Source organism: Streptomyces sp. NBC_01241 (assembly GCF_041435435.1).
Lineage (GTDB): Bacteria > Actinomycetota > Actinomycetes > Streptomycetales > Streptomycetaceae > Streptomyces.
Genome location: NZ_CP108495.1, coordinates 94,450 through 119,238, shown reverse-complemented (window position 1 = coordinate 119,238; position 24,789 = coordinate 94,450). Strand labels below are relative to the sequence as shown.

28 protein-coding genes are annotated in these 24,789 nt (G+C 72.0%); all 28 read right to left on the bottom strand.

Annotated elements, in window-relative coordinates; translation table 11 throughout:
- Positions 1 to 1,029: 1,029 nt before the first annotated feature.
- Entirely contained in the window at positions 1,030 to 1,302 is a 273-nt protein-coding gene (locus tag OG306_RS40845; RefSeq protein ID WP_331720932.1) for a hypothetical protein, read from the bottom strand.
- Positions 1,303 to 1,550: 248 nt separating this feature from the next.
- Complete coding sequence (locus tag OG306_RS40840) at positions 1,551 to 2,633, bottom strand: ArdC-like ssDNA-binding domain-containing protein (protein WP_331720931.1); 1,083 nt, start codon at positions 2,631 to 2,633, stop codon at positions 1,551 to 1,553.
- A 188-nt stretch (positions 2,634 to 2,821) separates the two neighbouring features.
- Positions 2,822 to 3,310, bottom strand: a complete 489-nt coding sequence (locus OG306_RS40835; RefSeq protein WP_331720930.1) for a hypothetical protein — start codon at positions 3,308 to 3,310, stop codon at positions 2,822 to 2,824.
- 882 nt (positions 3,311 to 4,192) lie between these two features.
- Positions 4,193 to 5,269, bottom strand: coding sequence for a hypothetical protein (locus OG306_RS40830; RefSeq protein ID WP_331720929.1), 1,077 nt, complete (start codon positions 5,267 to 5,269; stop codon positions 4,193 to 4,195).
- A 550-nt stretch (positions 5,270 to 5,819) separates the two neighbouring features.
- On the bottom strand, positions 5,820 to 6,335 hold the full coding sequence (locus OG306_RS40825) for a hypothetical protein (protein WP_331720928.1): 516 nt from the start codon (positions 6,333 to 6,335) through the stop codon (positions 5,820 to 5,822).
- A 171-nt stretch (positions 6,336 to 6,506) separates the two neighbouring features.
- Positions 6,507 to 6,884 carry a hypothetical protein gene (locus OG306_RS40820; protein ID WP_331720927.1) on the bottom strand — a complete coding sequence of 126 codons (378 nt, stop codon included), beginning with the start codon at positions 6,882 to 6,884 and terminating at the stop codon, positions 6,507 to 6,509.
- An 81-nt stretch (positions 6,885 to 6,965) separates the two neighbouring features.
- Positions 6,966 to 7,349, bottom strand: a complete 384-nt coding sequence (locus OG306_RS40815; protein WP_371666341.1) for a hypothetical protein — start codon at positions 7,347 to 7,349, stop codon at positions 6,966 to 6,968.
- A gap of 1,139 nt (positions 7,350 to 8,488) precedes the next feature.
- Positions 8,489 to 9,298 carry a hypothetical protein gene (locus OG306_RS40810; RefSeq protein WP_331720925.1) on the bottom strand — a complete coding sequence of 270 codons (810 nt, stop codon included), beginning with the start codon at positions 9,296 to 9,298 and terminating at the stop codon, positions 8,489 to 8,491.
- Between the two features lie 70 nt (positions 9,299 to 9,368).
- Positions 9,369 to 10,145 carry a hypothetical protein gene (locus tag OG306_RS40805; RefSeq protein WP_331720924.1) on the bottom strand — a complete coding sequence of 259 codons (777 nt, stop codon included), beginning with the start codon at positions 10,143 to 10,145 and terminating at the stop codon, positions 9,369 to 9,371.
- 80 nt (positions 10,146 to 10,225) lie between these two features.
- Complete coding sequence (locus OG306_RS40800) at positions 10,226 to 10,462, bottom strand: hypothetical protein (protein ID WP_331720923.1); 237 nt, start codon at positions 10,460 to 10,462, stop codon at positions 10,226 to 10,228.
- Between the two features lie 79 nt (positions 10,463 to 10,541).
- Positions 10,542 to 10,826, bottom strand: coding sequence for a hypothetical protein (locus OG306_RS40795; RefSeq protein WP_331720922.1), 285 nt, complete (start codon positions 10,824 to 10,826; stop codon positions 10,542 to 10,544).
- 311 nt (positions 10,827 to 11,137) lie between these two features.
- Entirely contained in the window at positions 11,138 to 11,476 is a 339-nt protein-coding gene (locus OG306_RS40790) for a hypothetical protein (protein ID WP_331720921.1), read from the bottom strand.
- Positions 11,477 to 11,558: 82 nt separating this feature from the next.
- Positions 11,559 to 11,876, bottom strand: coding sequence for a hypothetical protein (locus OG306_RS40785; RefSeq protein WP_331720920.1), 318 nt, complete (start codon positions 11,874 to 11,876; stop codon positions 11,559 to 11,561).
- On the bottom strand, positions 11,873 to 12,235 hold the full coding sequence (locus tag OG306_RS40780; RefSeq protein WP_331720919.1) for a hypothetical protein: 363 nt from the start codon (positions 12,233 to 12,235) through the stop codon (positions 11,873 to 11,875). The genes OG306_RS40785 and OG306_RS40780 overlap by 4 nt, the downstream gene beginning before the upstream one ends.
- Positions 12,236 to 12,343: 108 nt before the next feature.
- A complete protein-coding gene (locus OG306_RS40775) occupies positions 12,344 to 14,263 on the bottom strand; it encodes a ParB/RepB/Spo0J family partition protein (protein WP_331720918.1) in 1,920 nt (639 codons plus the stop codon).
- Positions 14,264 to 14,687: 424 nt separating this feature from the next.
- Positions 14,688 to 15,122, bottom strand: coding sequence for a hypothetical protein (locus tag OG306_RS40770; RefSeq protein ID WP_331720917.1), 435 nt, complete (start codon positions 15,120 to 15,122; stop codon positions 14,688 to 14,690).
- Between the two features lie 111 nt (positions 15,123 to 15,233).
- Positions 15,234 to 15,638 (bottom strand): DUF6573 family protein, encoded by a 405-nt coding sequence (locus tag OG306_RS40765; protein WP_331720916.1) that lies wholly within the window; start codon positions 15,636 to 15,638, stop codon positions 15,234 to 15,236.
- An 86-nt stretch (positions 15,639 to 15,724) separates the two neighbouring features.
- Positions 15,725 to 16,051 (bottom strand): hypothetical protein, encoded by a 327-nt coding sequence (locus OG306_RS40760; RefSeq protein WP_331720915.1) that lies wholly within the window; start codon positions 16,049 to 16,051, stop codon positions 15,725 to 15,727.
- Between the two features lie 131 nt (positions 16,052 to 16,182).
- Positions 16,183 to 16,689 (bottom strand): hypothetical protein, encoded by a 507-nt coding sequence (locus OG306_RS40755; protein WP_331720914.1) that lies wholly within the window; start codon positions 16,687 to 16,689, stop codon positions 16,183 to 16,185.
- 800 nt (positions 16,690 to 17,489) lie between these two features.
- The gene (locus tag OG306_RS40750; RefSeq protein ID WP_371666340.1) at positions 17,490 to 18,389 is read right to left on the bottom strand and encodes a methyltransferase; all 900 of its coding nucleotides are present in this window, start codon (positions 18,387 to 18,389) and stop codon (positions 17,490 to 17,492) included.
- Positions 18,390 to 18,572: 183 nt separating this feature from the next.
- Positions 18,573 to 18,854 (bottom strand): hypothetical protein, encoded by a 282-nt coding sequence (locus OG306_RS40745; RefSeq protein ID WP_331720912.1) that lies wholly within the window; start codon positions 18,852 to 18,854, stop codon positions 18,573 to 18,575.
- Between the two features lie 75 nt (positions 18,855 to 18,929).
- Positions 18,930 to 19,400: a hypothetical protein gene (locus OG306_RS40740; protein WP_331720911.1), complete on the bottom strand. Its 471-nt coding sequence runs from the start codon at positions 19,398 to 19,400 to the stop codon at positions 18,930 to 18,932.
- Positions 19,401 to 20,202: 802 nt separating this feature from the next.
- Positions 20,203 to 21,153, bottom strand: coding sequence for a hypothetical protein (locus OG306_RS40735; RefSeq protein WP_371666339.1), 951 nt, complete (start codon positions 21,151 to 21,153; stop codon positions 20,203 to 20,205).
- A 91-nt stretch (positions 21,154 to 21,244) separates the two neighbouring features.
- A complete protein-coding gene (locus OG306_RS40730; protein ID WP_331720909.1) occupies positions 21,245 to 22,132 on the bottom strand; it encodes a hypothetical protein in 888 nt (295 codons plus the stop codon).
- Between the two features lie 294 nt (positions 22,133 to 22,426).
- Entirely contained in the window at positions 22,427 to 22,861 is a 435-nt protein-coding gene (locus OG306_RS40725; RefSeq protein ID WP_331720908.1) for a DUF2742 domain-containing protein, read from the bottom strand.
- An 83-nt stretch (positions 22,862 to 22,944) separates the two neighbouring features.
- Complete coding sequence (locus OG306_RS40720; protein WP_371666338.1) at positions 22,945 to 23,370, bottom strand: hypothetical protein; 426 nt, start codon at positions 23,368 to 23,370, stop codon at positions 22,945 to 22,947.
- 256 nt (positions 23,371 to 23,626) lie between these two features.
- Positions 23,627 to 24,295, bottom strand: coding sequence for a hypothetical protein (locus OG306_RS40715; RefSeq protein WP_331720906.1), 669 nt, complete (start codon positions 24,293 to 24,295; stop codon positions 23,627 to 23,629).
- The gene (locus tag OG306_RS40710) at positions 24,292 to 24,780 is read right to left on the bottom strand and encodes a hypothetical protein (protein ID WP_331720905.1); all 489 of its coding nucleotides are present in this window, start codon (positions 24,778 to 24,780) and stop codon (positions 24,292 to 24,294) included. The genes OG306_RS40715 and OG306_RS40710 overlap by 4 nt, the downstream gene beginning before the upstream one ends.
- Between the last annotated feature and the right edge of the window lie 9 nt (positions 24,781 to 24,789).

Genomic DNA, 24,789 nt, shown 5'->3' with positions numbered 1-24,789 from the left:
CGAGAGGTCGTAACGGACATCCTCCAGGGCCCGGCGCACCAACTGCGGGTCAACCTCCGGGGCCCCCGCGACCAGGATGCGCTGGACGGAGGCCAGGTGCGGCTCCGGCTTCGCGCTGCACGTGCAGGTGAAGAGCTGGGGGGCGCGGGTCGCGGTCGCGGTCATGTCGTTTGCCTCCGTGTGGTGCGGGTTTCGAGGGGTTCTCGTTGTCCGGGGTGCCATCCCCTTCCAACAAGCTCAATATTACCAGTGTTGGGCCGGATCACCTAGCCGAAAAGGGGGTCTGACCAGGGTTTTTCCCGGAAGTTCCATGATCTTTTAGAGGGCGTCCGGGCCCCGCCGACCCCCCTCCTTGCCAGCCGCTTTTCCCTCCCCCGGCCCCGGGCCGGCCCGCACCTTCTCCACCGGCTCCAGTTCCTCCTGGCCCTCCTCGACCTCAGCCCCCGGACGGTCACCACGGCGGCGCCGGCACTCGGACACGGCGCTCCGTTCCCCGCCTCGACCACGACGGACTTCAGCTCGTCCCCCGGTCCCCGGGGGGCGGGCGTCCGGAGGAGCCCCCCGGGGCTTCGCGCAAGGAGCGAAGCGACGCAGCCCGCGCGCAGCGCGGGCCGCAATAAGGAGGGCCCCCAGGCCCGACGACTGCGGCGCACGGCCGGATCGCACCGAAGGTGCGATGAAAACCCCCACCGACGGCCACGCCGCGGGAACCGGCCCGCACCCGACAACGGCGCCGTACGGCCGCGGGACAACCCCGCGATGCCCGGGGCCTGTTGCTTGTCCACCTGGGCGGTCCAGCGCGCCCTCGGCGCTGGCGAGGGGTCTGGGGGCGAGGAGCCCCCAGTACCCGGCCGAAGGACGGGTGCACCCCGGGCGGCGCTGCGCACCGCCCGTACCCCGACGCCGGGGCCGGCGCCCACGGCGCTGCGCCCCGACGGCGCTCCGCGCCCGGCCCGGCCACCCCCGGCCGGCCGCCGCCCACCGCGCACACGGCCGCGCGGCACGAACCGCGCGGCCGGGGCGGGGCCGTTACCCGCGCTCTCCCACGTGCAGGCTCGCACTGGTTTCGTCGGCCTGCGGCGGGAGTTGACCGAAGGGGACGCGCAGGACGGTCCAGAGCTGAGGTTCGTTGTCGCAGCAGGAGCACGCATTCTCGCGACCGAACTTCTCGGCGGCGGTGTCGGCGAGCTCGCGGGCCGTGGCCTCGTTGGTGGCCGTGGAGTAGACGACGAGTGCGGGTGCGTCGGTCTCGGGCCCCCATCCGTAGACGGCAACCCAGGTGGTCATGGTGAGTACGTTCATCGGTCTGTCCTTCGCGCGGTGTGGTCGGGGTTTCGAGGGAGCCGGGGCGGCGGTGCCATCCGCCGCCCCGGCGGGGTTGTTCTGGTGGTGCGCCCACGGCGGGGGGCGCACCGGCGGCCGGTCCGGCGGCGCGGTCGTCGTCCGCCGGGAGGTGCGGACACGGCCGCCGTCGGCTGCCGCGCTACGGCGGTCCGGTCGGCGCGCTCCCGCCGCGCCGGGGGAGGGCTCTCCCTCCCCCGGCCCTGCGTTCACCCCTGGGCGGCTGCGGTCTCCGGGGCGGCGCTGAGCGGCTGGCCCTGCTCGCGCTGGTGCGCGGTCTCGATCATCTCGGCGCGTACCTCCTGGTAGGCGGCGTGGGCGGCTTCCTCCGCCGCGCGCTCCGCCTCGCCGGTCTCCGTCGCCTCGTCCGGCGTGGCGGTCGTGGTGGCCAGGATCGCGCGGGCGGCGCGGACGACCGTTGCGCTTGCGGCTGCAAGCGTCTCGCGGACTTCTTCGGCGGTCCGGCCTGCCCAATCCGCGATGTACGGGACGGACGTAAGGGCGGCGTCCAGTCCGGCCACCCCGGCGACGATGTACGCGACGGATTCGGCTTCGCACTCCATGCGGCCCCGGTGGCGGCGGTACTCGTCCATGTCCGCGACGTGGCCGCACTCGATGTGCGCGCCCTCGTGGGCGAGCGTGATCACGCGGTGTGCCTCGGGGTCGCTGGCCTGGATGCCGACTACGCGGGTCGCGGGGTCGGTGTACCCGTCCGCGCGGCCGGTGGACTCCAGCCGCACCGTGTACCCGTGGCCCTCGATGTGGGCCGTAAGGCCGTTCCAGAGTTCGGCCGGGGCGTCGCCTTCCACCTTCCCGCCGAGCGCGTAGGCGGGCTCCGTGGTGGGCTCCTCGGGGGCGGCCTCGCCCTCGATGGGGTCGGTCTGGCTGATGTCGAACACGGCAACGGTCTTGAAGAGGGTCCTCTTCTGCTCCTGGCCGTTCTCGTCCAGGACCGGCGCGCCGGTCTCGTCCTTCTTCTTCACCGTCATGGGGGCGAAGATCCGCAGTCCCTTTTCCCCCTTGCGGACGGAGCGGCCGTTTTCCTTCCACTGCTTGAAGCTGCGCACCTGGGTGGCGTGCGGGCACTGGGCCAGGATCAGCAGCATGTTGTTGGCGGAGTAGCGGCCGAGGTTCGCGACGGTCGCGCGAAGCATCGCCTTCCATCCGTCGGCGGAGACCAGGGACGCAATCGCGGTGTTGAGCTGCTCGTGGAGGGCGTCTACCTCTGCCGCGCGCTCCTCGGGGGTCTTGGTGGGCTTGGTGGAGCGGCGGCGCGTCGTCTTGGTAGCCATCTCGGGTGCCTCTCGGTGAAGTGGTGCGGGTTTCGAGCGGTGCCGGTCGGGGTGCCATCCCCTTCCAACAAGCTCAATATTACCAGTGTTGGGCCGGATTTGGAAGGGAAAAGGGGGGCCTGACCAGGGTTTTTCTCATCCGGCCCCCCTTTGTGGCCGGGGCGCTCGCCGCGCCCCGGCCCTCCGGGTTACGCCTCGGCGTCGGCCTTCGCCTTGCGCTTGGCCTTGACCTTGCGCAGCTTCAGCGGGCGGCCGGGCTCGGCGTCCTCGACCAGTCCGCGAACGTCGTACGCGCAGAGAGTGAGCACGTCGCCCAGGTCGGACAGGAGGCGACGGGGAACCCCGCGCCGGTTCCCGAATCCACGGGAGTGGTGGACGCGGCCGCCGCGCTCGGTCATGGCGTCGGCGTACCACTCACCCTCGCCGATAAGGCGGCTGGCCATGATGGTCACGGGGCGCTGTCGCGGGCCCGCCTGGATCGTGAGGCGGGCGACCAGCCCGGCCGAGACTCCCGCCTCACTGATCACCTCGGCGCGCTCCACGGTGTCCACCGTGACGCGGTAGCTGACCGACAGGCCGGACTTCGGGTGACGGGTGTCAACGACGGTGACGACCGGCTGCGGGGTCTCGGTGGCCTTCTTGGCGGCGGGGCGAGAGTTGCGGGTCTTGACGGTCATGTCCAGCACCTTTCAACGGGTTTCGAGGGGTTCTCGTTGTCCGGGGTGCCATCCCCTTCCAACAAGCTCAATATTACCAGTATTGGGCCGGATCACCTAGCCGAAAAGGGGGTCTGACCAGGGTTTTTCCCGGAAGTTCCATGATCTTTTAGAGGGCGTCCGGGCCCGGCCGACCCCCCTCGCTGCCAGCCGCTTTTCCCTCCCCCGGCCCCGGGCCGGCCCGCACCCCTCGACGTCGCGCAGCTCCCCTCTCTCCCTCTTCGACCTCAGCCCCTCGCCCCGGCCACGACGGTGCCGGCGGACAACGACGAAACCGCTCTCCTCGCCCCGGCCCACCACTCAGCTCAGCTCGTCCCCCGGTCCCCGGGGGGCGGGCGTCCGGAGGAGCCCCCCGGGGCTTCGCGCAAGGAGCGAAGCGACGCAGCCCGCAGGGAGCGCAGCGACCGGAGGGCCGCAATAAGGAGGCCCCCCAGGGCCGACGACTGCGGCGCACGGCCGGATCGCACCGAAGGTGCGATGAAAACCCCCACCGGCCCGCAGGCCGCGGGAACCGGCCCGCACCCGACAACGGCGCCGCACGGCCGCGGGACAACCCCGCGATGCCCGGGGCCTGTTGCTTGTCCACCTGGGCGGTCCAGCGCGCCCTTGGCGCTGGCGAGGGGTCTGGGGGCGAGGAGCCCCCAGTTCCCGCCCGAAGGACGGGTGCCGTACGACGGTGCCGCGCACCGGGCTGCGCCCCGCACGGCGGGGCCGGCGCCCACGGGCCGCCACCCCGAAGGCGCTCCGCGCCCGGCCCGGCCACCCCCGGCCGGCCGCCGCCCACGCCGCACGGCTGGAGCGGGCCGGGCGGCGGGGCGACTTGGGGTCGCCCCGCCGCCGGGGTTACACCGCGACTGCTTCGAGCTCGTCGGCGGTGGCGACGATGGTGATGCGCGGGCGGGCTACGGGGGTCTGCGGCGTGCCCTCGTACCTGTCGGTCTGGGGCTTCTTGGCCGTGCCGGTGATGCGCACCCGGTCGCCTTCCTCGGCTTCCCATGCCGCCTTGCTGGTGCTGAAGATTTTCAGCGTGAGTCCGTCTCCTGCGTCGATCAGGAGGAGCATCCGGGAGCCGAATGCGCCGTCGACGGTCCTGGCCAGGGTGACGGTGCCCTCGTGGGCCACGTCGTCGCCCTCGGCCAGGGATCGGGCGGAGGCGATGCGTTCGGCGCGCGCGGCGGCTTCGGCGGCTGCGCGCTCGTCGCGGTGGGCGTACTCCTCGGCGGCCCGGCGGGCGGCCTGGTCCTGGCGGGGCGTCATGGACTTGCCGGAGGTGATCAGACGGCGCATGTCGTCGGGGAAGGTGCTTCCGTCGTTGTCCATCCACTTGGCCAGCTCGGGCTCGGCGGTGCTGAACTTGGCCCAGATCGCCCGGCCCTTGGCGGCGTCGATGATGGCCCGCTCGTGTTGCTTGCGCATGTCGGTGGCCAGGTACTTCACGTCTTCGATCCGGTGCTCAAGGGGCATCGGGGCCCCGAGGGCTCCGTATCCCGCGCAGTCGAAGCAGATGCCTCCCTGGACGTGGTCGTAGGCGTTGATGTGCCCCTTGCCGCCGCACTTGCCGCACGGCTGGGTGTATCCCCCCTTCTCCAGCCGGTAGAAGACGGAGACCAGTCCGGCGATGGTGATGGTCGCGCCGCCGCCGAGGGCGTTCAGGCGGGAACCGACGTGGGTGACGGTCGGCTCGGGCAGGGCCAGGGAGACGGAGAGGGCGGTCAGGGCTGCGGCAAGGGCTTCCTTGCGGGTGCGGGCGGACGCGACCGGCTGCGGGTCTGCGGCGTCGTCCGCGCGGGCGACGGTCCAGTTACGGCCGGGCTTGGTGACCTTGAAGAGCTTGTTGGAGATGACGCAGTGCCAGGCTCCGCCGATCTTCGTCAGGGCCGGAAGCTGCTGGTCCTGGTCCGCGCGCTGGGTGGTGGTCATGATCTGTGCCCTCCGTGTGGTGCGGGTTTCGAGTGGTGGTGCGGGTCGGGGTGCCATCCCCTTCCAACAAGCTCAATATTACCAGTCTTGAACCGGATTCAGAAGCGGAAAAGGGGGCCTGACCAGGGTTTTTCTCGAATCGCAGATCCCGCGCGCGCCTTCCGGGCGGGGCCGCCCCCTCTCCTTGCCAGCCGGTTTTCTGCGCTCCGCGGCGCGCCGCGCCCGGCGGACGACCGGTCACGTAGATCGCCCGGGGTGCCGCACTGCTCGGCCACCGGCAGGCGGACGACGGGGCCGGCCACAGGCGCCGGGGGTGTGCGAGGGGGTGGCGCGTGAGCGCCCCTCGCACCCGGCCGGAGGTCGGGTGCCGGGCGACGGAGCTGCGCACCGGCCGCCGGTCCCACGGCGCGGCCGTCGCTCGCGCCGGGTCCGGTCTCCTCGGTGCGTGACCGGCGCGGCCCCGGCGGGCCGTCGGCGCTCCTCGCCGCGCGGGCACGCCGAAGGGGCGGACGCCTGGTCGGCGTCCGCCCCTTCGGGGATGTGCGGGGGCCTAGAAGGGGGGCAGACCGACGGCCGTCCACCCCTGGTTGAGGAGGTGCCAGACGTTTCGCATCTCGGGGTGCTCGTAGACGCCGGGGCGCTGCTCGATCTCCTCGGCCTTGGCGGTGGCGGCCTCCACGGCTTCCTGGGCCTGCCTCACGCGCTCGGCGGTGACCCGGCTAGGCCGGGTGAGCATGTCCTGGGCGAGTGCCGCCCCGAGCCGCTGAACGGCGTACGCGAGATCGAACAGCTCGGTCACCGCGTCCGCGACCGGGTCGGCCTCGGGCCGCGCGTTGTCGACGACCACCTTGACGGGGAATCCGCACCGCCGGAGTTCGCCGGTGACCTTGGCGAACTTGAAGGGGTCGAACGGCCAGGTACGGGTGCCGGGGGCGGCGAACGCGTTCAGGGAGTGGGACCACTCGAATCCGTGCTGTCGCAGAGTGGCCTTGAGCCAACCGTGGTGGTCGCTGACGCGGGCGGTGGTGCCGTAGACCCTGCTGTGCTCGATGGTGGTGGTGATCACGGGGTTCCTCCGTGGTGTGGGTTTCGAGTGGTGGTGCCGGTCGGGGTGCCACCCCCTTCCAACAAGCTCAATATTACCAGCGTTGAGCCGGATATGGAAGCGGGGGGCGGTTCTGATCAGGGGTTTTTCTGGGGTTCGGGGCGGCGGCGATGACCGCCGCCCCAAGCCTGTTCAGCCTTGGCGGGCCGCGCGGGCGTCACGCTCGCGGACGGCGGCGGCCACGGCTCCGGCGAACGTCTGCCCGGCGCTCCTGCTGTCCGTCCAGGCGAACGGCACCGCCTTGTTGTCCAGGTACAGGCGGACCGCTTCGCGGGCCGTCTTGCGGCTGTCCACGCTGAACACCGCCTCACCGATGGCGGGAAGGGACACGGTGACGTTGGTCCACACGTACTCGGCGGCCCGGTATTCGTCATGGATGACACGGGCGGGCTCGACCTGGAAAAGGTGGGCCAGCGTGGCGGTGAACTCTCGGGCGGCCTCGTGGGTGTCGAGCGGGGCCGGAACAAGGGTCGCGTCGTGGCCGATGGCGGTGTGGACCTGGAACTTCATGGCGTGCTCTCCTGCGGTGCGTCGTATCGGGTTTCGAGCGGGGCCGGGCGGCGGTGCCATCCGCCGCCCGGCCGTTCGGGGTCAGTTGGTGGCTGCGGCCTCCTCGTCGTCGGTGCGCCACAGCGGCAGGGCCTCGAAGTCCTGGGACGGCGCGAGCTTGACTACGGCAGCGCGCACGGTGGCGGCCTTGACGGTGGCGGGCAGCAGGGCCGCGACGGCGCGGGGGTCCTTGTTCGCGCGCCACATGGCGTAGTGCACGTTCTGGCGTTCGGCGCGGGCCTTCGTCAGTGCCTCGCGGGCGGCCTGGTAGGTCGCCTCGACCTCCAGCCCTGCCATGAGGAGGGGGGTGTCGATGCCCTCCCGCTGGCTGGACGCTTCGATCATCTCGGCGCGCATGGCCTGGTAGACCGTGCGGCCGATCGTCTCCGCCTCGGCCTGACGCTCGGGGGTGATCTGCTCGCTCATGGGTTCCTCCGGTGTGGGTTTCGAGGGGTTCTCGTTGTCCGGGGTGCCATCCCCTTCCAACAAGCTCAATATTACCAGTGTTGGGCCGGATCACCTAGCCGAAAAGGGGGTCTGACCAGGGTTTTTCCCGGAAGTTCCATGATCTTTTAGAGGGCGTCCGGGCCCCGCCGCCCCCCTCCTTGCCAGCCGCTTTTCCCTCCCCCGGCCCCGGGCCGGCCCGCACCTTCTCCACCGGCTCCAGCTCCTCCTGGCCCTCCTCGACCTCAGCCCCTCGCGGTCACCACGACGGTGCCGGCGGACGACGACGACGCGGAGGAATCGCCCCGGCCACAACGGACTTCAGCCCGTCCCCCGGTCCCCGGGGGGCGGGCGTCCGGAGGAGCCCCCCGGGGCTTCGCGCAAGGGAGCTTGCGACCGCAGCCCGCAGGGAGCGCAGCGACCGGAGGGCCGCAATAAGGAGGGCGGCCACGCCCGACGACTGCGGCGCACGGCCGGATCGCACCGAAGGTGCGATGAGACCCCCCACCGACGGCCACGCCGCGGGCAACCACCCGCACCTTCACCACCGGCCCGCAGGCCGCGGGACAACCCCGCGATGCCCGGGGCCTGTTGCTTGTCCACCTGGGCGGTCCAGCGCGCCCTTGGCGCTGGCGAGGGGTCTGGGGGCGAGGAGCCCCCAGTACCCGACCGAAGGACGGGTGCCGTACGACGAGTAGCTCCAGGGGCCCCGCCGGGCGGAGCGTCCTCGAGGTCGCCGCCGCCCCGGCCCCGACTTGGAGGTCCCCCGTCGCGGCGGCGACCACGAGGAAAGCGCCCCGTCGCGCATCCTGGCCTGGCCGTGAGGTACGAGCGGCCGTCACACCCTGGTTCCCGCTGCCGTGCCACCGGGGCCGGCCACGGGCGCCGGGGGTGCGCGAGGGGGTGGCGCGAGAGCGCCCCTCGCATCCGGCCGGAGGCCGGGTGCCGCTCCACGGCGGGCGCACTCGCCGCGCGTTCTCCGGCAGGCCGGCGCGCACGACGGTGGCGCCGACGGCCTCCGCGGTTCCCTCGCCCTCATCGGCCCGTCGGCGCCGTCGCCGCGCCGGACGCGGACATACCTCCGGCCCGGAACGATGGTCGTTCCGGGCCGGGGTAGTCCGTCAGGCGACGGTGAACAGCTCGTCCTGGACGGGCTGTTCGGCTGGCTCAGTTGTGGGGGCGGCGTGCTCCTGGTGGGCGATGTGCTCGGCCAGGGTCCAGTCGACCCATCGCCATTCGGGGAGCAGGGGGCGCGGTCGGGGCCCGCTCGCCTGCCGGAGGGTGGTGAGCCCTGCGGCGTGGGCGGCCTGGCGTCCGGCGTCGGTGACGATCAGCTTCTCGGATCGGACGCGGTGAACGGTGGTGTCGTCCATCCAGACCTCGCAGTACGGCGTGCCGAGTGCGGTGAGCATGGCGAGTCGGTGGATGTCGCCCCATCCGGGGTGGAGTCCGCCGGGGATGACCCATAGCCAGGTGCCGGGCTGGATGTCGCCCGGCCCCATGGGGGTGTGGTCGTACGGCGGGCGCTGGCGTCGGCGGCGGCGGGGTTTCTCCGGGTAGTAGTGGCTGGGCGGGTAGGTGGGGTTCGCCATGCGCTGCTGGTGGAGTTCCTCGGCCAGCGCGTTCAGGGCATCCTTGCGGGTGTAGCAGTCTGGGCCGACGTGCCAGCGTCGGGGGCCGTTCCGCTCCCACTGGGTCGTCGCGCCGCACGGCTTCCACTGGGTCGTCGCGCTGCGCGTGCTGCACTGTCCGGCCCGGAGGTACGGCTGGGCGGTGGCGCACGGCCACGGTGTGGTGCATGTCCAGCAGGTCCAGACGGGGCCGGCTGAGTCGGGCAGGTGCGCACCCGGCAGGTAGAAGGGGCGCGTCAGCAGGCTTTCGTACAGCGTGGCGGGCGTTCCTTCGTGCGCCTCGGGATGGGGCTGGGGCATCGGGCAGGGCTCTCCTGGGGGTCCGGGGCCGGGACGGCGGCGGTGCGGCCGTCCCGGCCGGGCTCGGGTTCTACGGCGCGGGCGGGGTGGCGGCCTCGGCCGCGTCCAGGGCCTGCTCGCTCAGCTCGAAGGCGGTGGCCAGGGCCTGCGGGTCCATGGCTTCGGCCTCGTCCTCGGGCGCGGTCTTGCGGGCGCGGTCGAGCGCACGGACGGCCTGTGTGGCGATGTGGTAGCCGGTCTCGGCCTGCCCCTGGGCGTACGCGGCGAACAGCAGCAGCTCCACCTCCACCGTGTTCACGTGCCTGAGCACCGGCCCGTTACCGCGTCGGGCGCTGTCGAGCGCCTGGCGACCGCTGTCGACGCTGAACAGGGCGATGCAGGACAGGGGGGCGGCGGGCTGCGCCGGGATCACGGGGGTCATCAGGGCCTCCAGCGCATCGGCGGCGACGCGGAGGTTGGTGATCTCTGCGGCCCGGACCGGTGCGGGGCGGGCGAGGTGGCGGGCCGCCGTCGCGTAGCGGTCGGCCAGGGCGGCCCACGCGGCGGCCTGGCCCGGCTGCGTCCGCTCGGTGGCCAGGGCGGCCTCGTCGGCCGCGATGCGGGCGCGGTGGTGGCACAGGGCCGACTGGCCCCTGAGCCAGACGCGATCGGGAGCTCCGCACCGGTCGAGCTCGGCGTGATCGGCGGCCGCCCGGTAGGTCTGCGCGGTCTGCTGGGCGCGGAGCAGGGGGCGGCCGATGGTCTCGGTGAACATCCGGCCGTCGTGCCGGGCGACCAGGAGGTCACGGCGGGAGCGGGCGGTCTCGGCGTTGCCGTCGGGGTTCGGCAGGTCGCTGGGGAGGGTCATGGTCGGGCTTCTCCTTGCGTCGGGTTTCGAGGGGGCCGGGGCGGCGGTGCCATCCGCCGCCCCGGGTGGGTCGGGTGCTGTTAGCTGCGGTCGCAGGCGACCACGATCAGGCCGGACCACGTCGCGCGGGTCTCGATGTCGGTGAACTCGCGCTCTTCGACGGTGAGCGAACGGTGGACGGCGAAGTCGTCGCCGCAGACGTCGCAGGTGAACCGTCCGAAGTAGGGGGATTCGGCGCTGCGCTTGTCGATCTCGGGCTCGTCGATGGTGCGGGTCTTCGCGGGGCCGGCTTCGACGTCTGGGGAGGGGGTGGTCATCGGGGGCCTCTCTCTGGCTGAACGGGGCGGATTTCGAGGGGCCGGGCGGCGGTGCCATCCGCCGCCCGGCCGGGTCGGGTTACTGGAAGGACTGGGCGAGGGCGGCGCGCAGTGCGCCGGTCTCGGCGCAGACCGCGCCGAGCGGCGCGGCGAGTGCCTTGCTGAGCGCGGCCGCGTGCAGTGCCTGCCCGTCGCGTCCGGCCTTGCTGGCCTCGACGTAGCCGTGCCAGTAGGCCGCGAGGACGGTGTCGCTGAGTCCGTCCAGTTCCTCCAGCGGGGCCTTGTCCTCGTCGGCGGCGGTGGCCATGAGGTAGTCGCGCAGACCGGTCAGCGCGGCCTCGGAGAGTTCCAGGGTGGAAGCCATCGGTTGCCTCTTCCGTACGGGTTTCGAGTGGTGGTGCTAGTCGGGGTGCCATCCCCTTCCAACAAGAACAACAATACCAGCTTTCACCCGAATCGGAAGCACTGGGGGCGCTTTTCTGATCTCTTTTCGTCCCCTGGCCTGGACCCGCTACCCTGGTGTTCTCTCGTTCCGCGTGGAAGTAGCGCCCCCTTCTGGGGATGTCGCCACCACGCGCGGTACGGGTTTCGAGAAGACCGGCGACCGCGCCAGCCTGCCGCACTTGTGTGGGGGGTCCTGCCTTATGGCAGGGCGGTCGCCGGTCTGCGTTCCGGCTACGCCGTGGCGGCGGCCACGTAGGCGTTGACGATCCGCACGAGATTCGCGGTGTCCGCCGCACAGTCGGTGTCGGTGGACCGGTAGACCTCGGGAGCGTCCTCCTCGGTGTCCAGGCCATGGGAGTGGTAGAACGCGGTCCAACCGGTGTGCTCGGCAGGCGGATAGTCGAGCTGGGCGTCGGCGTCACTGATCCAGAGCTGGGCCGGACCGGCGACCTGGACCGTCAGAACGAAACAGCCGCTGCCCAGCCACGCCTCCCCGCCGATGGTGTGCCCTTCCGCCTGGAGTGCCTCGCTCAGCAGGTCGCGGGCCGTGCGTTCTTGAGCGTCCGTCATGGGTGATCTCCTCGTTCTCGGGGTGGTGGGTTTCGAGCGGGGCCGGGGCGGCGGTGCCATCCGCCGCCCCGGCCGGGGCAGTTCAGAACTCGTTGTCGATCCAGACCAGCCCGTAAGGGGTGGTGCGCCAGGAGGACATGCAGCCGTGTTCCACGGCGGCCAGGGCCTCCGTGAGGTCCTGGTGGTCTCGGGCGTCGTAGCGTCCGGCCCGGACCGCGCGCCGGACCGTGTCGAGCCGGTCGACGCCGACCGCAATGGCGCGGCCGGCGCGGTAGTCGTCGTGGGCCGCGCGCAGCTCCGCGCGCCAGTCGGCGCGTTCCTCGGCCTCTGCCGGGGGCGGCCCGGCGTCTTGGCGGGCCAGGTGGGCCAGCGCTCGGGCGTCGTGGACGGGGGCCGTCACGCGGCGGCCAGGCTGCGGGCGGCGGCGCACTGGACGACCGCGACCACCAGAGCGGCGGTGTCCTGGGTGAAGCCGCTTGCTCCCTCGGACCGGTAGACCTCGGTCTCTCCCTCGTCGCTGAGGTCGGCGTGCGGCCGGTAGACCGCGACCCATCCGGGGTGGGCGTCCACGGGGCTGTCGGTGTGGCCGGTGCGGTCCGCGATCCAGATTTCGGGCCCGCCCGCGATGTCGACGGTGACCATGTCGGTGCCGGTGTGGACATCGGTGCCGGTGCGGGCCGTCAGCCCGTGGGCTTCGAGCGTGCGGATCAGCCGGTCCCCGGCCGTGTCGGTGTGGGGGTCGATACGAACGTCTGTCATGGTGCGCTCTCCTCGTGCGTGATGGGTTTCGAGGGCCGGGGCGGCGGTGCCAACCGCCGCCCCGGCCGGGGCAGGCCCGTCAAGGAACGGGCCTGCCCGGTGCCGCTGTTACTCCCGCTCGCCGTCCTCCTGGCCGTCCTCGGCGGGCGCGTGCCCGCGCCCCTCCGCCTCGTCCGGCCCCGCGTCCGTCTCGTCCTCGGCCTCGGGGTCCGCGTTCTCTACCGCCCCGGCCGGTTCCTCGTACTCCTCATCCGTGTCGTCGTACTGGTAGTCCTCTTCACCGTCGTCGCCGTCGTCGCCGGACTCCTCGTCCTCGTCGGGGGCGGGGTTCTCGGCCTGCCGCGCGGCCCTGGCCGCTTCCCGCTCCTCGCGCTGCCGCTCCTGCTCGGCCCTGCGCTCGGCCTCGGCCTCGGCCTCCTGCTCGGCGGTGGCCACCGTCTCCGCCTCGACCTCCGTCACGCCGTACCCGTGGTGCTTCAGGAAGCTGATCCACTCGGCGGTCGCGGGCCTGATCCGTCCGCGCACCGAGGGGCCGTGGTGGTAGTGGGGCTCCCCGCGCCATGCGTCGTCCTTCATGTGCTCGGCCTCGAAGTAGCCCGCCACGTGCGCGAACAGCGTCCACCAATACCGCTTGCTCGCGGTCTTCTTGAGCAGAGAGGTGATCACGTCCTTCGGCTGACGGGTGAGCCGCTCGTCCCCCAGGAACTTCGCCAGCATCGCCCCGTGCTCCTGGCTCCCGACGTAGTGCACGTAGTGCCCATCGCTCACGAGGAGCGTCCGCATGATCAGGTCCTTGACGTCGGCCGGGGCCTCGCCCTTGTCCTTGCACATGTCCGCGATGTGAGCCTCCCGGCCCTCCCGGGCAGTCCTCCACGCGAGGTTGTTCACCTTCACGCGGCGGCGCTCCTCGCGCACGGCCTCGGCCTTGGCGTCCGCCTCCTCGTCGGGCTCGCTGTCGCTGTCGTCGCCCTGGGCGGCCCCGGCAATCCGGTGGCCGTGCTTCTTCCAGTCGACGCACAGCCACACCACCTCGGCCGCGTCGGGGTCGATCGTGGCGGCGTGCCCCTCGCAGGTCTCGCTGTGCCCCTGCTCGCTCATCGGCATACCGATGCCGCTGACCAGCTCCTCCAGCGGCCGGGCGGGGCTGTAGGACCAGTTCCACACCCAGTGGACGGTGTTGACCTTCTTCTCGGCCAGTTCGGCCTTCAGGGTCTCGATCCGCTCGGTCCGGGCCTTCTTGGCGCGCAGCTCCTGCATGGCGGTCTTCCACGCGCCCCGCTTGGCGTTGCCCTCCTGCTCGTCCTTGGCCTTGGCCCGCATGAGCGTGACCTGAGCATTGGACACGTCCTTGACCTCGTCGTAGTCGCCCAGCTCGACCCAGTCGAATTCGATCTCCTCGTCCCGGAGGTCTTCCAGGGTCTCCGCGTCCATCTGCGCGACCTTGTGGGCCGCGTCCAGCTCCTCCTCGGTGCGGCCGATGGCGGCGGCCAGGCTGCGCTTCCGGGCCTTGGGTACCTTCTTGGCCTTGACCAGAAGGGCGAGCTGCTCGGCGGCGTCCACGTCGTCCTGCGCGCTCGCCTGGCGGCGGTGCAGGTTTTCCACCATCGAGACGGTCAGCGCCTCGTCATCGACGCCGCGCAGGTCGTCGCGGATGATCGCCGGGATCTTCCGGTACTCGCGGCCCTCCTGTGCGGCCGCGCTGGCGACGCGGAACGCGGCCAGGGTGCGGCGCTGGCCGATCACGATGCCGAGCTGTCCGTCCCGCTCGCCCTCCTGCGGGCGCAGAATGATCGCCTGCTGAACGCCGACCTCCTCGACGCTGGCGATCAGAGCCGCGTCGGGCTCGGTGGTGTCGCCCTCCTCGCGCTTCTTGCGGTGGTTGTACGGGTCGACGATGACCAGCTTCTCCGTACCGCCGTCGGGGTCGAAGTCGAGCGGGTCGATCGCCACCAGGCGGCCGAAGACTGCCGGTTCGGCCGCCTCGTTCTCGGGGGTCTGTTCCGTCTGCTCGGTCTGCGTCACGGTCACGTTCGTGCCTTTCGTTCGTACGGGATTCGAGTGGTGGTGTCGGTCGGGGTGCCATCCCCTTCCAACAAGCTCAATATTACCGGCATTGAACCGGATCACCTAGCAAAAGGGGGGCCTGACCAGGGTTTTTCCAGGAACCGAGGGCGGTCCGCGCGTCCCCTCCGGGCCGGTCCGCCCCTCTTCCTTGCCAGCCGTTTTTGGTGGCCCCTCGCCGGGGCCGGCGTCCCCGCGAGGGCTGCACCCACGGCGGCGGGGGCCCGCCGCGAACACGCGCCGATGCGCGCGCAGGAACGGCGCGGCCGTCGTTCTCGACAGCTCGCCCCTCGGCCGGCGCGGGGGCGGAGGGGGCGACGGGCTGCCGTCGCGTCCGGCGGTTACCCCGCCCGGTCCGGCCGGAGGTACCGGCCGGACCGGGCGGGGGCCTTCACCAGCGGACGGGCTCCCGCCCGGGGGCTGAGGTCTCGACCCATTCGATGCCGCCGCTCGGCGTCACCTGGATCTCGCCGCGCTCGCCGCCTTCGCCGTGGAACTTCAGCTCGCTGACGACTTCGTGACCGGCCGCCAGGCAGAGCCGGACGAACCTGGCGAGCGGCTGGTGGATCGCTCCGCTCTTGGAGATGTGAGACACCGCGAGCGCGCTGACGGTGACCGGCTGCGCCTGGTCGAGCGGCACGTCCTTCGGGATCAGGGCCCACACGCCCACGATGTCGGACCAGGGGCCAGCGGCGTCCGGGTCGTCAACGCCGGGGGCCAGGCAGAAGATCGGCAGATCGGGCCCCTGCGTCAGGGGGAGAAGTGCGGGGAAGGGGATCGGCGGGGTGACCTGGACGGTTCCCTCAACGCTGTATTCGTAGCCCATGTGGGGCGCTCCATTCCGTGCTCGGTTCGGGTTTCGAGGGGTGCCGGTCGGGGTGCCATCCCCTTCCGGCCGGGGGCATCCGGGGCGGCCTGGTGGCCGCCCCGGGTCGCCTTACTGCGGCAGGTGCTCGCTCGGGCGCATGATCGTGATGACGCGCTCGCCGTTGTCGCCGGGCGACGCCTCGGCCACCAGGGTCACGCGCTGCGGGTCGCGGCTGAGGCCGTCGACCGGGACGCGGTAGAGGGAGAACGCGAGCCGTGGCGGGCGGCCGGACCCTGCGGCGGCCTTGATCGCCCGGGACGCGGTGATGAGCAGGTCCCATTCCCGCTCGGCGTCGTCCAGCCGGATGCCGGTGTCCCACCGGTACGTGTCGGGGACGGCGATGCAGTCCGCGTAAACGGCCTCGGTCATGGCCACCGGGGCGGGGAACTCGACCTCGGCGGCAATGCCGGGGTCGGCCTCGATCAGTGCGCCGGTCTCGATGGCGCGGGCGCGGGTGGTGACGGTGCCGGTCATGGTGCTCACTGGGTGCCTCTCGTTGTGCGTACGGGTTTCGAGGGGGCCGGGGCGGCGGTGCCAACCGCCGCCCCGGCCGGGGCAGATCAGAAGTGGTCGGAGTGAACGGCGCTGTGCGCGCCGGAGAAGGTGGCGACGACCTTCAGCACGTTGCCCGCCTCCAGGAGCAGGGCGCGGCCCTCGCGGCCCTGGAACTCGTCCACGTGCATGGTGTGGGCCTTGGCGGCCTGAAGAAGGGCGTCCATCTCGGCGGCCAGCGGGGAGGATGCGCGGACGGTCACGATCTCGGGCGCGTAGTGCGCGTACGCCTTGGTGCTCCAGTCCAGGACCACGGTGTAGGACCGCAGACCCGCCCGGCGGGCCGCGCGGTGACGGGCGCGGATGGTCTTGAAGGTCTCGATGAGTGCGCGCATGGGGTGCTCCTCGGTGGGTTTCGAGTGGTGGTGTCGGTCGGGGTGCCACCCCCTTCCAACAAGCTCAATATTACCAGCATTGAGCCGGATCACCTAGCAGAAAAGGGCTTCTGACCAGGGTTTTTCTGGGTTTACCATCCCTGAATCGCGCGATGCATGATCCAGGCCAGGGCGGCGAGACGCTCATGCGCCCGGAGGTACGGGGACAGTTCGGCGGGCCGGACCTGTCCGTCGACCTCGACCGTCCAGGCGGTCTCAAGGTTGCGCGCGAAACGGTCGTGCCGCCACGCCACGGGGCGGCCGTCGACGTGGCACTCCACTCGCATCGCCCGGGAGCCCAGCGAATCCAGCATCTGGCCCCGGTCGCAACGGGGCTCCTCCTCGATGTAGCGGGGGCTCTCGATCCGGTGCCCGCGCAGACCCAGCCGCGCCACGAGCGTGGCGGCCAGCTCCTCCGCGCCGGTGATGCCCGGCCGGTAGGGGGCCAGGCCGAGCGGCATCGGGTGCTCCACGGGGCGGTAGGTGACGGTGTCGCGGGGGTCGATAGTCAGCAGGTCCATGGTGGCCAGCCCTTCCGTTCCGGTGGGTTTCGAGGGGTTCTCGTTGTCCGGGGTGCCATCCCCTTCCAACAAGCTCAATATTACCAGTGTTGGGCCGGATCACCTAGCCGAAAAGGGGGTCTGACCAGGGTTTTTCCCGGAAGTTCCATGATCTTTTAGAGGGCGTCCGGGCCCCGCCGACCCCCCTCCTTGCCAGCCGCTTTTCCCTCCCCCGGCCCCGGGCGGCCCGCACCCCTCGACGTCGCGCAGCTCCCTCTCGCCCCTCGTCGACCTCAGCCCCTCGCGGTCACCACGACGGTGCCGGCGGACGACGACGGCGCGAGGAATCGCCCCGGCCCACCACTCAGTTCAGCTCGTCCCCCGGTCCCCGGGGGGCGGGCGTCCGGAGGAGCCCCCCGGGGCTTCGCGCAAGGAGCGAAGCGACGCAGCCCGCGCGCAGCGCGGGCCGCAATAAGGAGGGCCCCCAGGCCCGACGACTGCGGCGCACGGCCGGATCGCACCGAAGGTGCGATGAAAACCCCCACCGACGGCCACGCCGCGGGAACCGGCCCGCACCCGACAACGGCGCCGTACGGCCGCGGGACAACCCCGCGATGCCCGGGGCCTGTTGCTTGTCCACCTGGGCGGTCCAGCGCGCCCTCGGCGCTGGCGAGGGGTCTGGGGGCGAGGAGCCCCCAGTACCCGGCCGAAGGACGGGTGCACCCCGGGCGGCGCTGCGCACCGCCCGTACCCCGACGCCGGGGCCGGCGCCCACGGCGCTGCGCCCCGACGGCGCTCCGCGCCCGGCCCGGCCACCCCCGGCCGGCCGCCGCCCACCGCGCACACGGCCGCGCTCCGGCGGCCCGTACGGCGGGGGCTCCGCCGTACGGGCGGCTCTGTCAGATGTCGAACAGGCCGATGGTGCCGGTGGTCGGGTGGTCGCCCGTGTCGAACATGGCGGACTGTGTGGCCTTCGGCCGGGTGGTGAACTCCACGGCGGACATGTCGCGCCAGTCCTTCGCGGGTGCGGCTTTGGCGGCCGTCGTGGCGGCGGGCTTTCGCTCGGTGAGGTCGGCAACGACGATTTCGGTGCGCGGGGCCGCGTCGCGCCACTCGTCGCGGTACCCGTCGGTGTTGCAGCTACACCCCGCCTCCAGGGTGATTCCCGTCTGGCGCTCGAACCGCTCGTACTGGACTCCCCGGGCCTCTTCGAAGTTGTCGTGTCCGCTGGCGCGGAAGGGGGCCGATTCCTGGGGGATGAGGAACACGCCGTGCCGGGCCACCTCGGCGGCGATGTCGATGACGTGGTACTCGAATCGGCTGCCGGTGTAGCGGGGGGCCGTGCGTCCGCCCCGTGCCACCGCTCCGTACGGCGGGTTCGCAAGGGCCACGTCGAACGGGCCCCCCAGGTCCATGGTCGGCACGGCAAAGACGTCGGCACAGATCCACGTCGCCTCGGGCAGGACCTTGCGGCCTACGCGGACGTACTCCGGGTTCTTCTCGATGCACACGATCTCGCGCGCTGCGCCGTGGGAACGGAGGTAGTGCATCGCGGTCCAGGCCAGACGGCCGATTCCGGCGCACAGGTCGATCACCCGGTCTTTGCCCAATGCCTCGATCACCATGTCTACGGCGAGACCGCCGGGGGTGAAGAACGCGCCGTCGAGCCGGGCGGTCCCCTCCTCCATCAGGTTGTCGAGCACGAATTCCCGCTCTTCGGGGGTGAGTTCGCGGTCCAGCTCGATCAGGTCCTGCGCCTTGCGGTGCTGGGTCGCCTGCTCGGTGGTCATCTTCGCCATGGGGTCCGCCGTTCCGTTCGGGTTTCGAGTGGTGATGTTGGTCGGGGTGCCACCCCCTTCCAACAAGCTCAATATTACCAGCATTGAGCCGGATTCGGAAGCCGTAAAGGGCTCCTGACCAGGTAATTCCTGGGTGCTACCGGGATACCGGGCCGGGCCATGCTGGCCCGGCCCGGTACGGGCCTAACGGCGCTCGGGGGTGTGGGTCCGGACGACTTCCAGCACCCGGAAAATGTCCTGCCCGTCTCGGCGGACCTTGGCCAGCGTGTAGGGCTTGGGCTCGCCGTCGCGCAGCATCGTCACGCCGGGCCTGGCGGCGTCCTCCGGGGACTCCGGGAGCGGGATGCGCTCCCAGTGCGAGCCGAGGATGGAAAGCCATTCGCTGTCCAGGAATCCCCACGCGTACCCCTCGGCGCGGGAGCGGTCCGGGTGGAATACGTCCTGCGGGTAGATGTCTGATGCCATGGCATTTCTCCTTGATCGGGTTTCGAGTGGGGCCGGGGCGGTGGTGCCATCCGCCGCCCCGGCGGGCAGGACCTGTCAGCCGTTGAAAATCTCGCTCAGCTTCTTGGTCGCGTGGATGATTCGCCCCTGCCTGTCGATTCGGTAGACGTCGAATTCGGCACGGACGTAGAGGGCGACGTCGTGGGCGCAGTACCACTTGCGCTCGCCGGAGACCTGCACGAAATACTTCCCGGAAAGGTGGCATCCCGTCGTGGTGCTGAATTCGCAGCGCGGGCGGCGAACCAGCGAAACGCGCTCACGCCTCAAGAGCACGAGGGCGTCAGTCCAGACGTTGCGCTTGCACGACGGGCAGATGCGCATTCCCCATTCCACGCCAGCGGCGCGCGCGTCCTCGTACGAGGCGTAATACTCGTCGGCTACGACGTATTCGCACACCTTGTTGGCACAGTCCCAGTTGGCGCATCCCCCGGTCCAGTAGCCGGGCGTCTGCGCGGCCTTCTCGCGGAGCTGCGTTCCGATCTGGGCGGTGGTGAGCGTCGCGGTCATGTCGTCTGCCTCCGTGGGGCGGGTTTCGAGTGGTTCCCGTTGTCCGGGGTGCCATCCCCTTCCAACAAGCTCAATATTACCAGTGTTGGGCCGGATCACCTAGCCGAAAAGGGGGTCTGACCAGGGTTTTTCCCGGAAGTTCCATGATCTTTTAGAGGGCGTCCGGGCCCCGCCGCCCCCCTCCTTGCCAGCCGCTTTTCCCTCCCCCGGCCCCGGGCCGGCCCGCACCTTCTCCACCGGCTCCAGCTCCTCCTGGCCCTCCTCGACCTCAGCCCCTCGCGGTCACCACGACGGTGCCGGCGGACGACGACGACGCGGAGGAATCGCCCCGGCCACAACGGACTTCAGCCCGTCCCCCGGTCCCCGGGGGGCGGGCGTCCGGAGGAGCCCCCCGGGGCTTCGCGCAAGGGAGCTTGCGACCGCAGCCCGCAGGGAGCGCAGCGACCGGAGGGCCGCAATAAGGAGGGCGGCCACGCCCGACGACTGCGGCGCACGGCCGGATCGCACCGAAGGTGCGATGCCCACCCGGCAACCCGCGGCCGCACCACCGGGCGCCCGCCCCCGGCGCCTGGGGTGCGCGAGGGGGCGGCGCGAGAGCGCCCCTCGCAACCCGGCCGGAGGTCGGGTGCCCCAGCCTCCCGCTGCGCGCCTGGCGCCGGCCTGACGGTGCGTGGTCGTCGCTCGCGCGGAGGACTCGCCGCTGCGTGCGCGGTTCGCCGCGTCTCGTCGGGCTGTCGGCGCCCTGCCCTGTCCGGGCAGCACGGAGGGGCGGAAGCTGGTCGCTTCCGCCCCTCCGTGTGACTCAATGCCAGACGGCTCTGCCCCAGCGGACGAACCAGTACCGGGTGCGCCCTTTCCGGAGGTTGACGGCAAGGCCCCCGCGGCGGCGGCGCGCTCCCCGGTAGTGGCCGTGTACCTCGTCGGCGGGGACCGCAAGGGCGGCCGCGGCGGTGAAGTGGACCCGGGACAGATGGTCGGCGGCGGTCATCCGTGCGCTGTTCCACCGGTCGCCGGGGGTGAGCGCGAGGTGGGCCCGGTCCAGGATGGTCCGCGCGGCGACCAGCGCGACGGTGCTGACGGCGGCCAGGGCGACGGCCCGGTCCAGGGCGGCGCGGGCAAGCTGGTTGGAAGCGAGGCACGCGGCGGAGTCGCATCCCCGGCATTCGAGGTCGGCCCGTACGGCGGACTCGTCGGGTGCGGGCGGCAACGTCGCGAGGATGCCGCGGGAGTGGTCGAGCAGGGCAGCGACGCCTTCCGGGCCGCCCGCAGCGTGGTTGACCGGCTCGATGGAGCTCTCGTGCAGCGCGTCAAGGAGCGCGTTGCGGGCGGCTGCCGTGGCCCTGTCCAGGCCGGCGGCCGCGACGGCGCGGAGCTCGGCGCGCGTGCAGACCTCGGCCGGGGTGCAGGAGCAGCGCGCGGGGTCAGCGGGCTCGGGCTCGGGTTCCGGGGCCGGGAAGATGACAACGGACTCCACGGCCGCCCGGCCCGGGTTCTGGACGGTGGGGGTTCGCGCAGCCTGGTGTCCGGCGTCGCCGATCAGGCTCGCGCACTCCAGGAGCATCCTGCGCCTGCGGTGGATGTGCCCGCCCGTCAGGTGTTCGTGGGCGTCGCGGGGTTCGCACCAGTAGGTGAGGACCAGGGCCGCGTTGTCGGCGGTCGGCCGGAGGGTGAATCCGTCGCGGCCGCTGGCGACGGGGTGGTGTCCGGCGGCGGCCAGCAGGGCGGTGATGCTCGCGACGGAGGGGGTTGGCACGCGCGTGTTCATGGTCCTCTTTCGGGTCGGTGTCGGGTTTCGAGGGGCCGGGGCGGCGCGGCCATGCGCCGCCCCGGCCGGAGCGGTTGTGCTACGAGACGGGGGCGAGTCCGGCCGGCTGCCAGCGGACGGGCCAGCGGTCACCGAAGTCGACGGCGATCCGGCGGGACCGTTCCGCGATGAAGGTCTCGATCTCGGTCACGCGGCCGGTCTCGGGCTCGGCGTCCTCGTCGGGGAGCTCGCCCTTGCGCCGCACGGTGTCGCCCACCGACCACCACACGGCGCCGTCGTCGTCGACGGCGGCGGGCAGGTCTGTCGGGGAGACACCGAGGTCTGCCGCTGTGCAGGTGGCGCAACCGAGCCGGGTTCCGGCCTGGTACAGCGGTCCGTCCTGCTCGCACCCCATGCACTCACCCGGGGCGACGTAGCGCGGCTCCTGCTCGCGCACCAGGGCGCCGAGCGCTACGTGTGCGGGGTTCATCAGCAGGACGTACGGGGGCCGGTCGCCGGGCTCGGTGCCGGACACCACGACACAGCCGTTGTGCAGGGTCGTGACCCGGGTCAGGGTGACGGGCTGGGCGGCGAAGGTGTCGGGGTATCGCTCCCCCTCGCCCCCGTAGAGGTACGGGGCGCGGTGCACGGGGCGGACCTGGCGGTATCCCTCGCGCTCGATCTCGGTCCAGCTGGCGAACCGCCATCCGGCCGGGGCCTGCGTGCAGCGGGCGCGGCGGCGCTCGATCTCGGCGGCCGTCGAGGCGCGGGCGTCGATCATGCGCACCAGCCGTTCAGCGGCCTCGTACTTGCGGGTGTGACTGGTTCCGGCCGTGCCGTCCCCGGTGCCCTCCGCCCACCAGGGGGAAGAACCCCGGCCCACCTTCCGTACGTGTCCGGCCGGGTCGGCTGCACCGTCGACGTAGACGGGGGTGCGCCCCTTGCCGTCCGGCTTGCCGTAGCGGTATCGCGTCTTGATGTCGGTCATGTCCTGCGTCCTCCGGTGTGGGTTTCGAGTGGTTCTCGTTGTCCGGGGTGCCACCCCCTTCCAACAAGCTCAATATTACCAGCATTAGGCCGGATCGCCTAGAAAAAGGGTGCCCTGACCAGGGTTTTTCCAGGAACCGAGGGCGGCCTGCACGTCCCCTCCGGGCCGGGTCGCCCCTCTTCCTTGCCAGCCGCTTTTCGACGTCGGCCACCACGGGCCGCACCCGGCGGCCGCCGGACCGTAGACGCTCCGGGGCTGCCGTACGACGCGGCTACCCGGCGGCCGCGCACTCGTTCACGCAGCCATCGCGCACGGGGCGGGGTGCAGGTACCGGCCGGGCTTGCCGGGAATGGCGACGGGGGGCCAGCCGGGGGTGGCCCGCAGCTCACGCGGCGGGCGGTGGGCGCGGGCGGCGTCCAGTTCGGCGAGGGTGCGCATCCGGGCGAGGCGGCCGGCCAGGCGTCGGGCTTCGTCGTTCGCCCCGGCGGTCACCTCCGCGTACCAGGCGGCAGGGTCGTCGTCGGCCAGCTGGTCCAGGCGCTCCTCCTCGGCAACCTGGCGCCGCCACTGCTCGGCGGCCTCGATGACGGCGGCGTACCGGCGCGGATCGTTGGGCGGGAGCTGGCTCCACGCGAGCGATCCGTACGGGGGGACGGTCCACTCCCGCGCGCCTTCGGCGAGCGTGGTGACCTGGTGCTCGGCCCACAGCTGCGAGGCGTCGGCGGTCATGGTGTTCACGGGCTTCTCCTCCGGCGTCGGGTTTCGAGTGGGAGGCCGGGGCGGCGGTGCCATCCGCCGCCCCGGCCGGGCGGTCACGCGATCTCGTGCTTGTAGACCTCCTCCGCGCCGTCGAACAGGTGGTCCTCGCTCAGCCCGTACGCGTCGGCGAGGCGTCGGAGGTTGCCGACGTAGCAGGCGAGCGCCGCGGCGCGGTCCGTGGTCGTGGCGGGGAAGGGGCGCCCCGAGAGGCGGACGATGTGGAGCTGCTCCAGGTCCTGGGGGCTGAGCGCGTAGGTGCGCCCGAGGTGGAACGCGTCGGCGAGCGCGTCGCGGACGGCGATGGCCACCAGCTCCCGAGCGGTGGTTGCGCCTTCGCGGGCACGGGCCTCGCGGGAGAGGGCGCCCAGGGGACGCAGGGCCGCGCGGGCGGCCTTCACGGACGGGACGGGCCCGCGGGTTGCTTCCGGGTGGTCGAGCATGGCGGCGATGGCGGTACGGGCACGGCGAGCATGGGTCAAGGGGTCCTCCAGCGTGGGTTTCGAGTGGTGGTGCCGGTCGGGGTGCCATCCCCTTCCAACAAGAAGAACATTACCACTATTGAGCCTGATTCGGAAGCATGGAAAGGGTATCTGACCAGGTGTTTTCATGGCGCCGGCAGTAGGCGGAGCTCCGGTGCCGGCGCCCCCCGAGGGCCGGACGTGGAAACGGCCCGCACCTCCCCGGGGGAAGGTGCGGGCCGCATCCGAAACGGTCAGCCGACGCTGGTCGTGAGGCTCATGCCGTCCGTCCGCTCCCGGCCGGTGCAGGTACGGGAGCGTGCTCGTCGAGCCAGCGGGCGGCCGCGGCCAGGGTCGGGAAGAACTGGCCGTCGAGTCTGCCGTGCTTTCTGAAGATCGGGGTCCCCTGCTCCCCCGGGGCCGGCGGGGACAGCTCGGTGAGGTCGTAGCTGACCGTGTAGGTCGCTCCACCTCGGGGGCCGATGGCGGGTTCGACGGCGCCGACGATGTCCTCGGGGGCCAGGCGCAACGCGTTGCGGCGTGCGACGAGGTACCACTGGGGATCGCCGGGCGGGTCGCACAAGATGCCGAGCCGGGGCGGGGGGCCCTGGTAGATCCAGACCTGGCCGACGCGGCGGGGTTTGACCCCCATGCCGAGCCGGGTGGTGTCGTAGACCATGGGCCGTCCGGGGAGTTCGGCATCCAGCTTGGTCGCGGCGCCGCACTTCGGGCAGTAGATCCGGACCGTGAGCGCCTGGTACTCGTCGCCGTGTCCGCACGCGGTCTTGTCCTCGGTGCCGATCGGGCAGGAGTGGCCGCTGTAGGAGCTCTCGCGGACGGTGGTGTCCATCCGGTAGTCGACCTCCCACCCGGTCACCGTGCAGCCGTCGCGGTGCTCGGGGGCGGTGTAGCTCAGGTGCGCGGCGAGCGCGGACAGGCCGGTCACTCCTGCCCCGCAGGAATGCCGAGGTCGGCGTGGAGCGCCTTCAGCTCTACGAGCTTGGGGCCGTCCTCCAGGTTGTAGAAGCCCTCCAGCCCCATGCCAATCATGTGGGCCTCCAGGACGCGTTTCGCCGTCGCGGTGCCGAAGGTGTTGAGGTACGCGTCCAGGTGGACGGGACGGCCCTTGGCGTAACTGAGGGCCAGGTGCAGCAGCTTGTCGGTGGACCCGCTCAGGATCATCGACTCGTCTTCGCGCAGGGCAGTCCAGTCGACTTCCGCGATCAGGACGCGGCCGGCCTCGGGGTCCTCCTCCCACACGAGGGCGGTGTGGCGGGCGAAGTCGGCCCGGCCGGGCAGGCCGGTGAAGGTGAGCAGGTGGGTGGCGGCCCGCCGCAGCTCGCTTCGGCTGAGCTTGGCGGCGGCTTCGAGGGCCGCGGTCATCTCTTCCTCGGAGAGCGATGCCGGGCTGGGGGTGACGTCGTGTCGCATGTGGTCCTT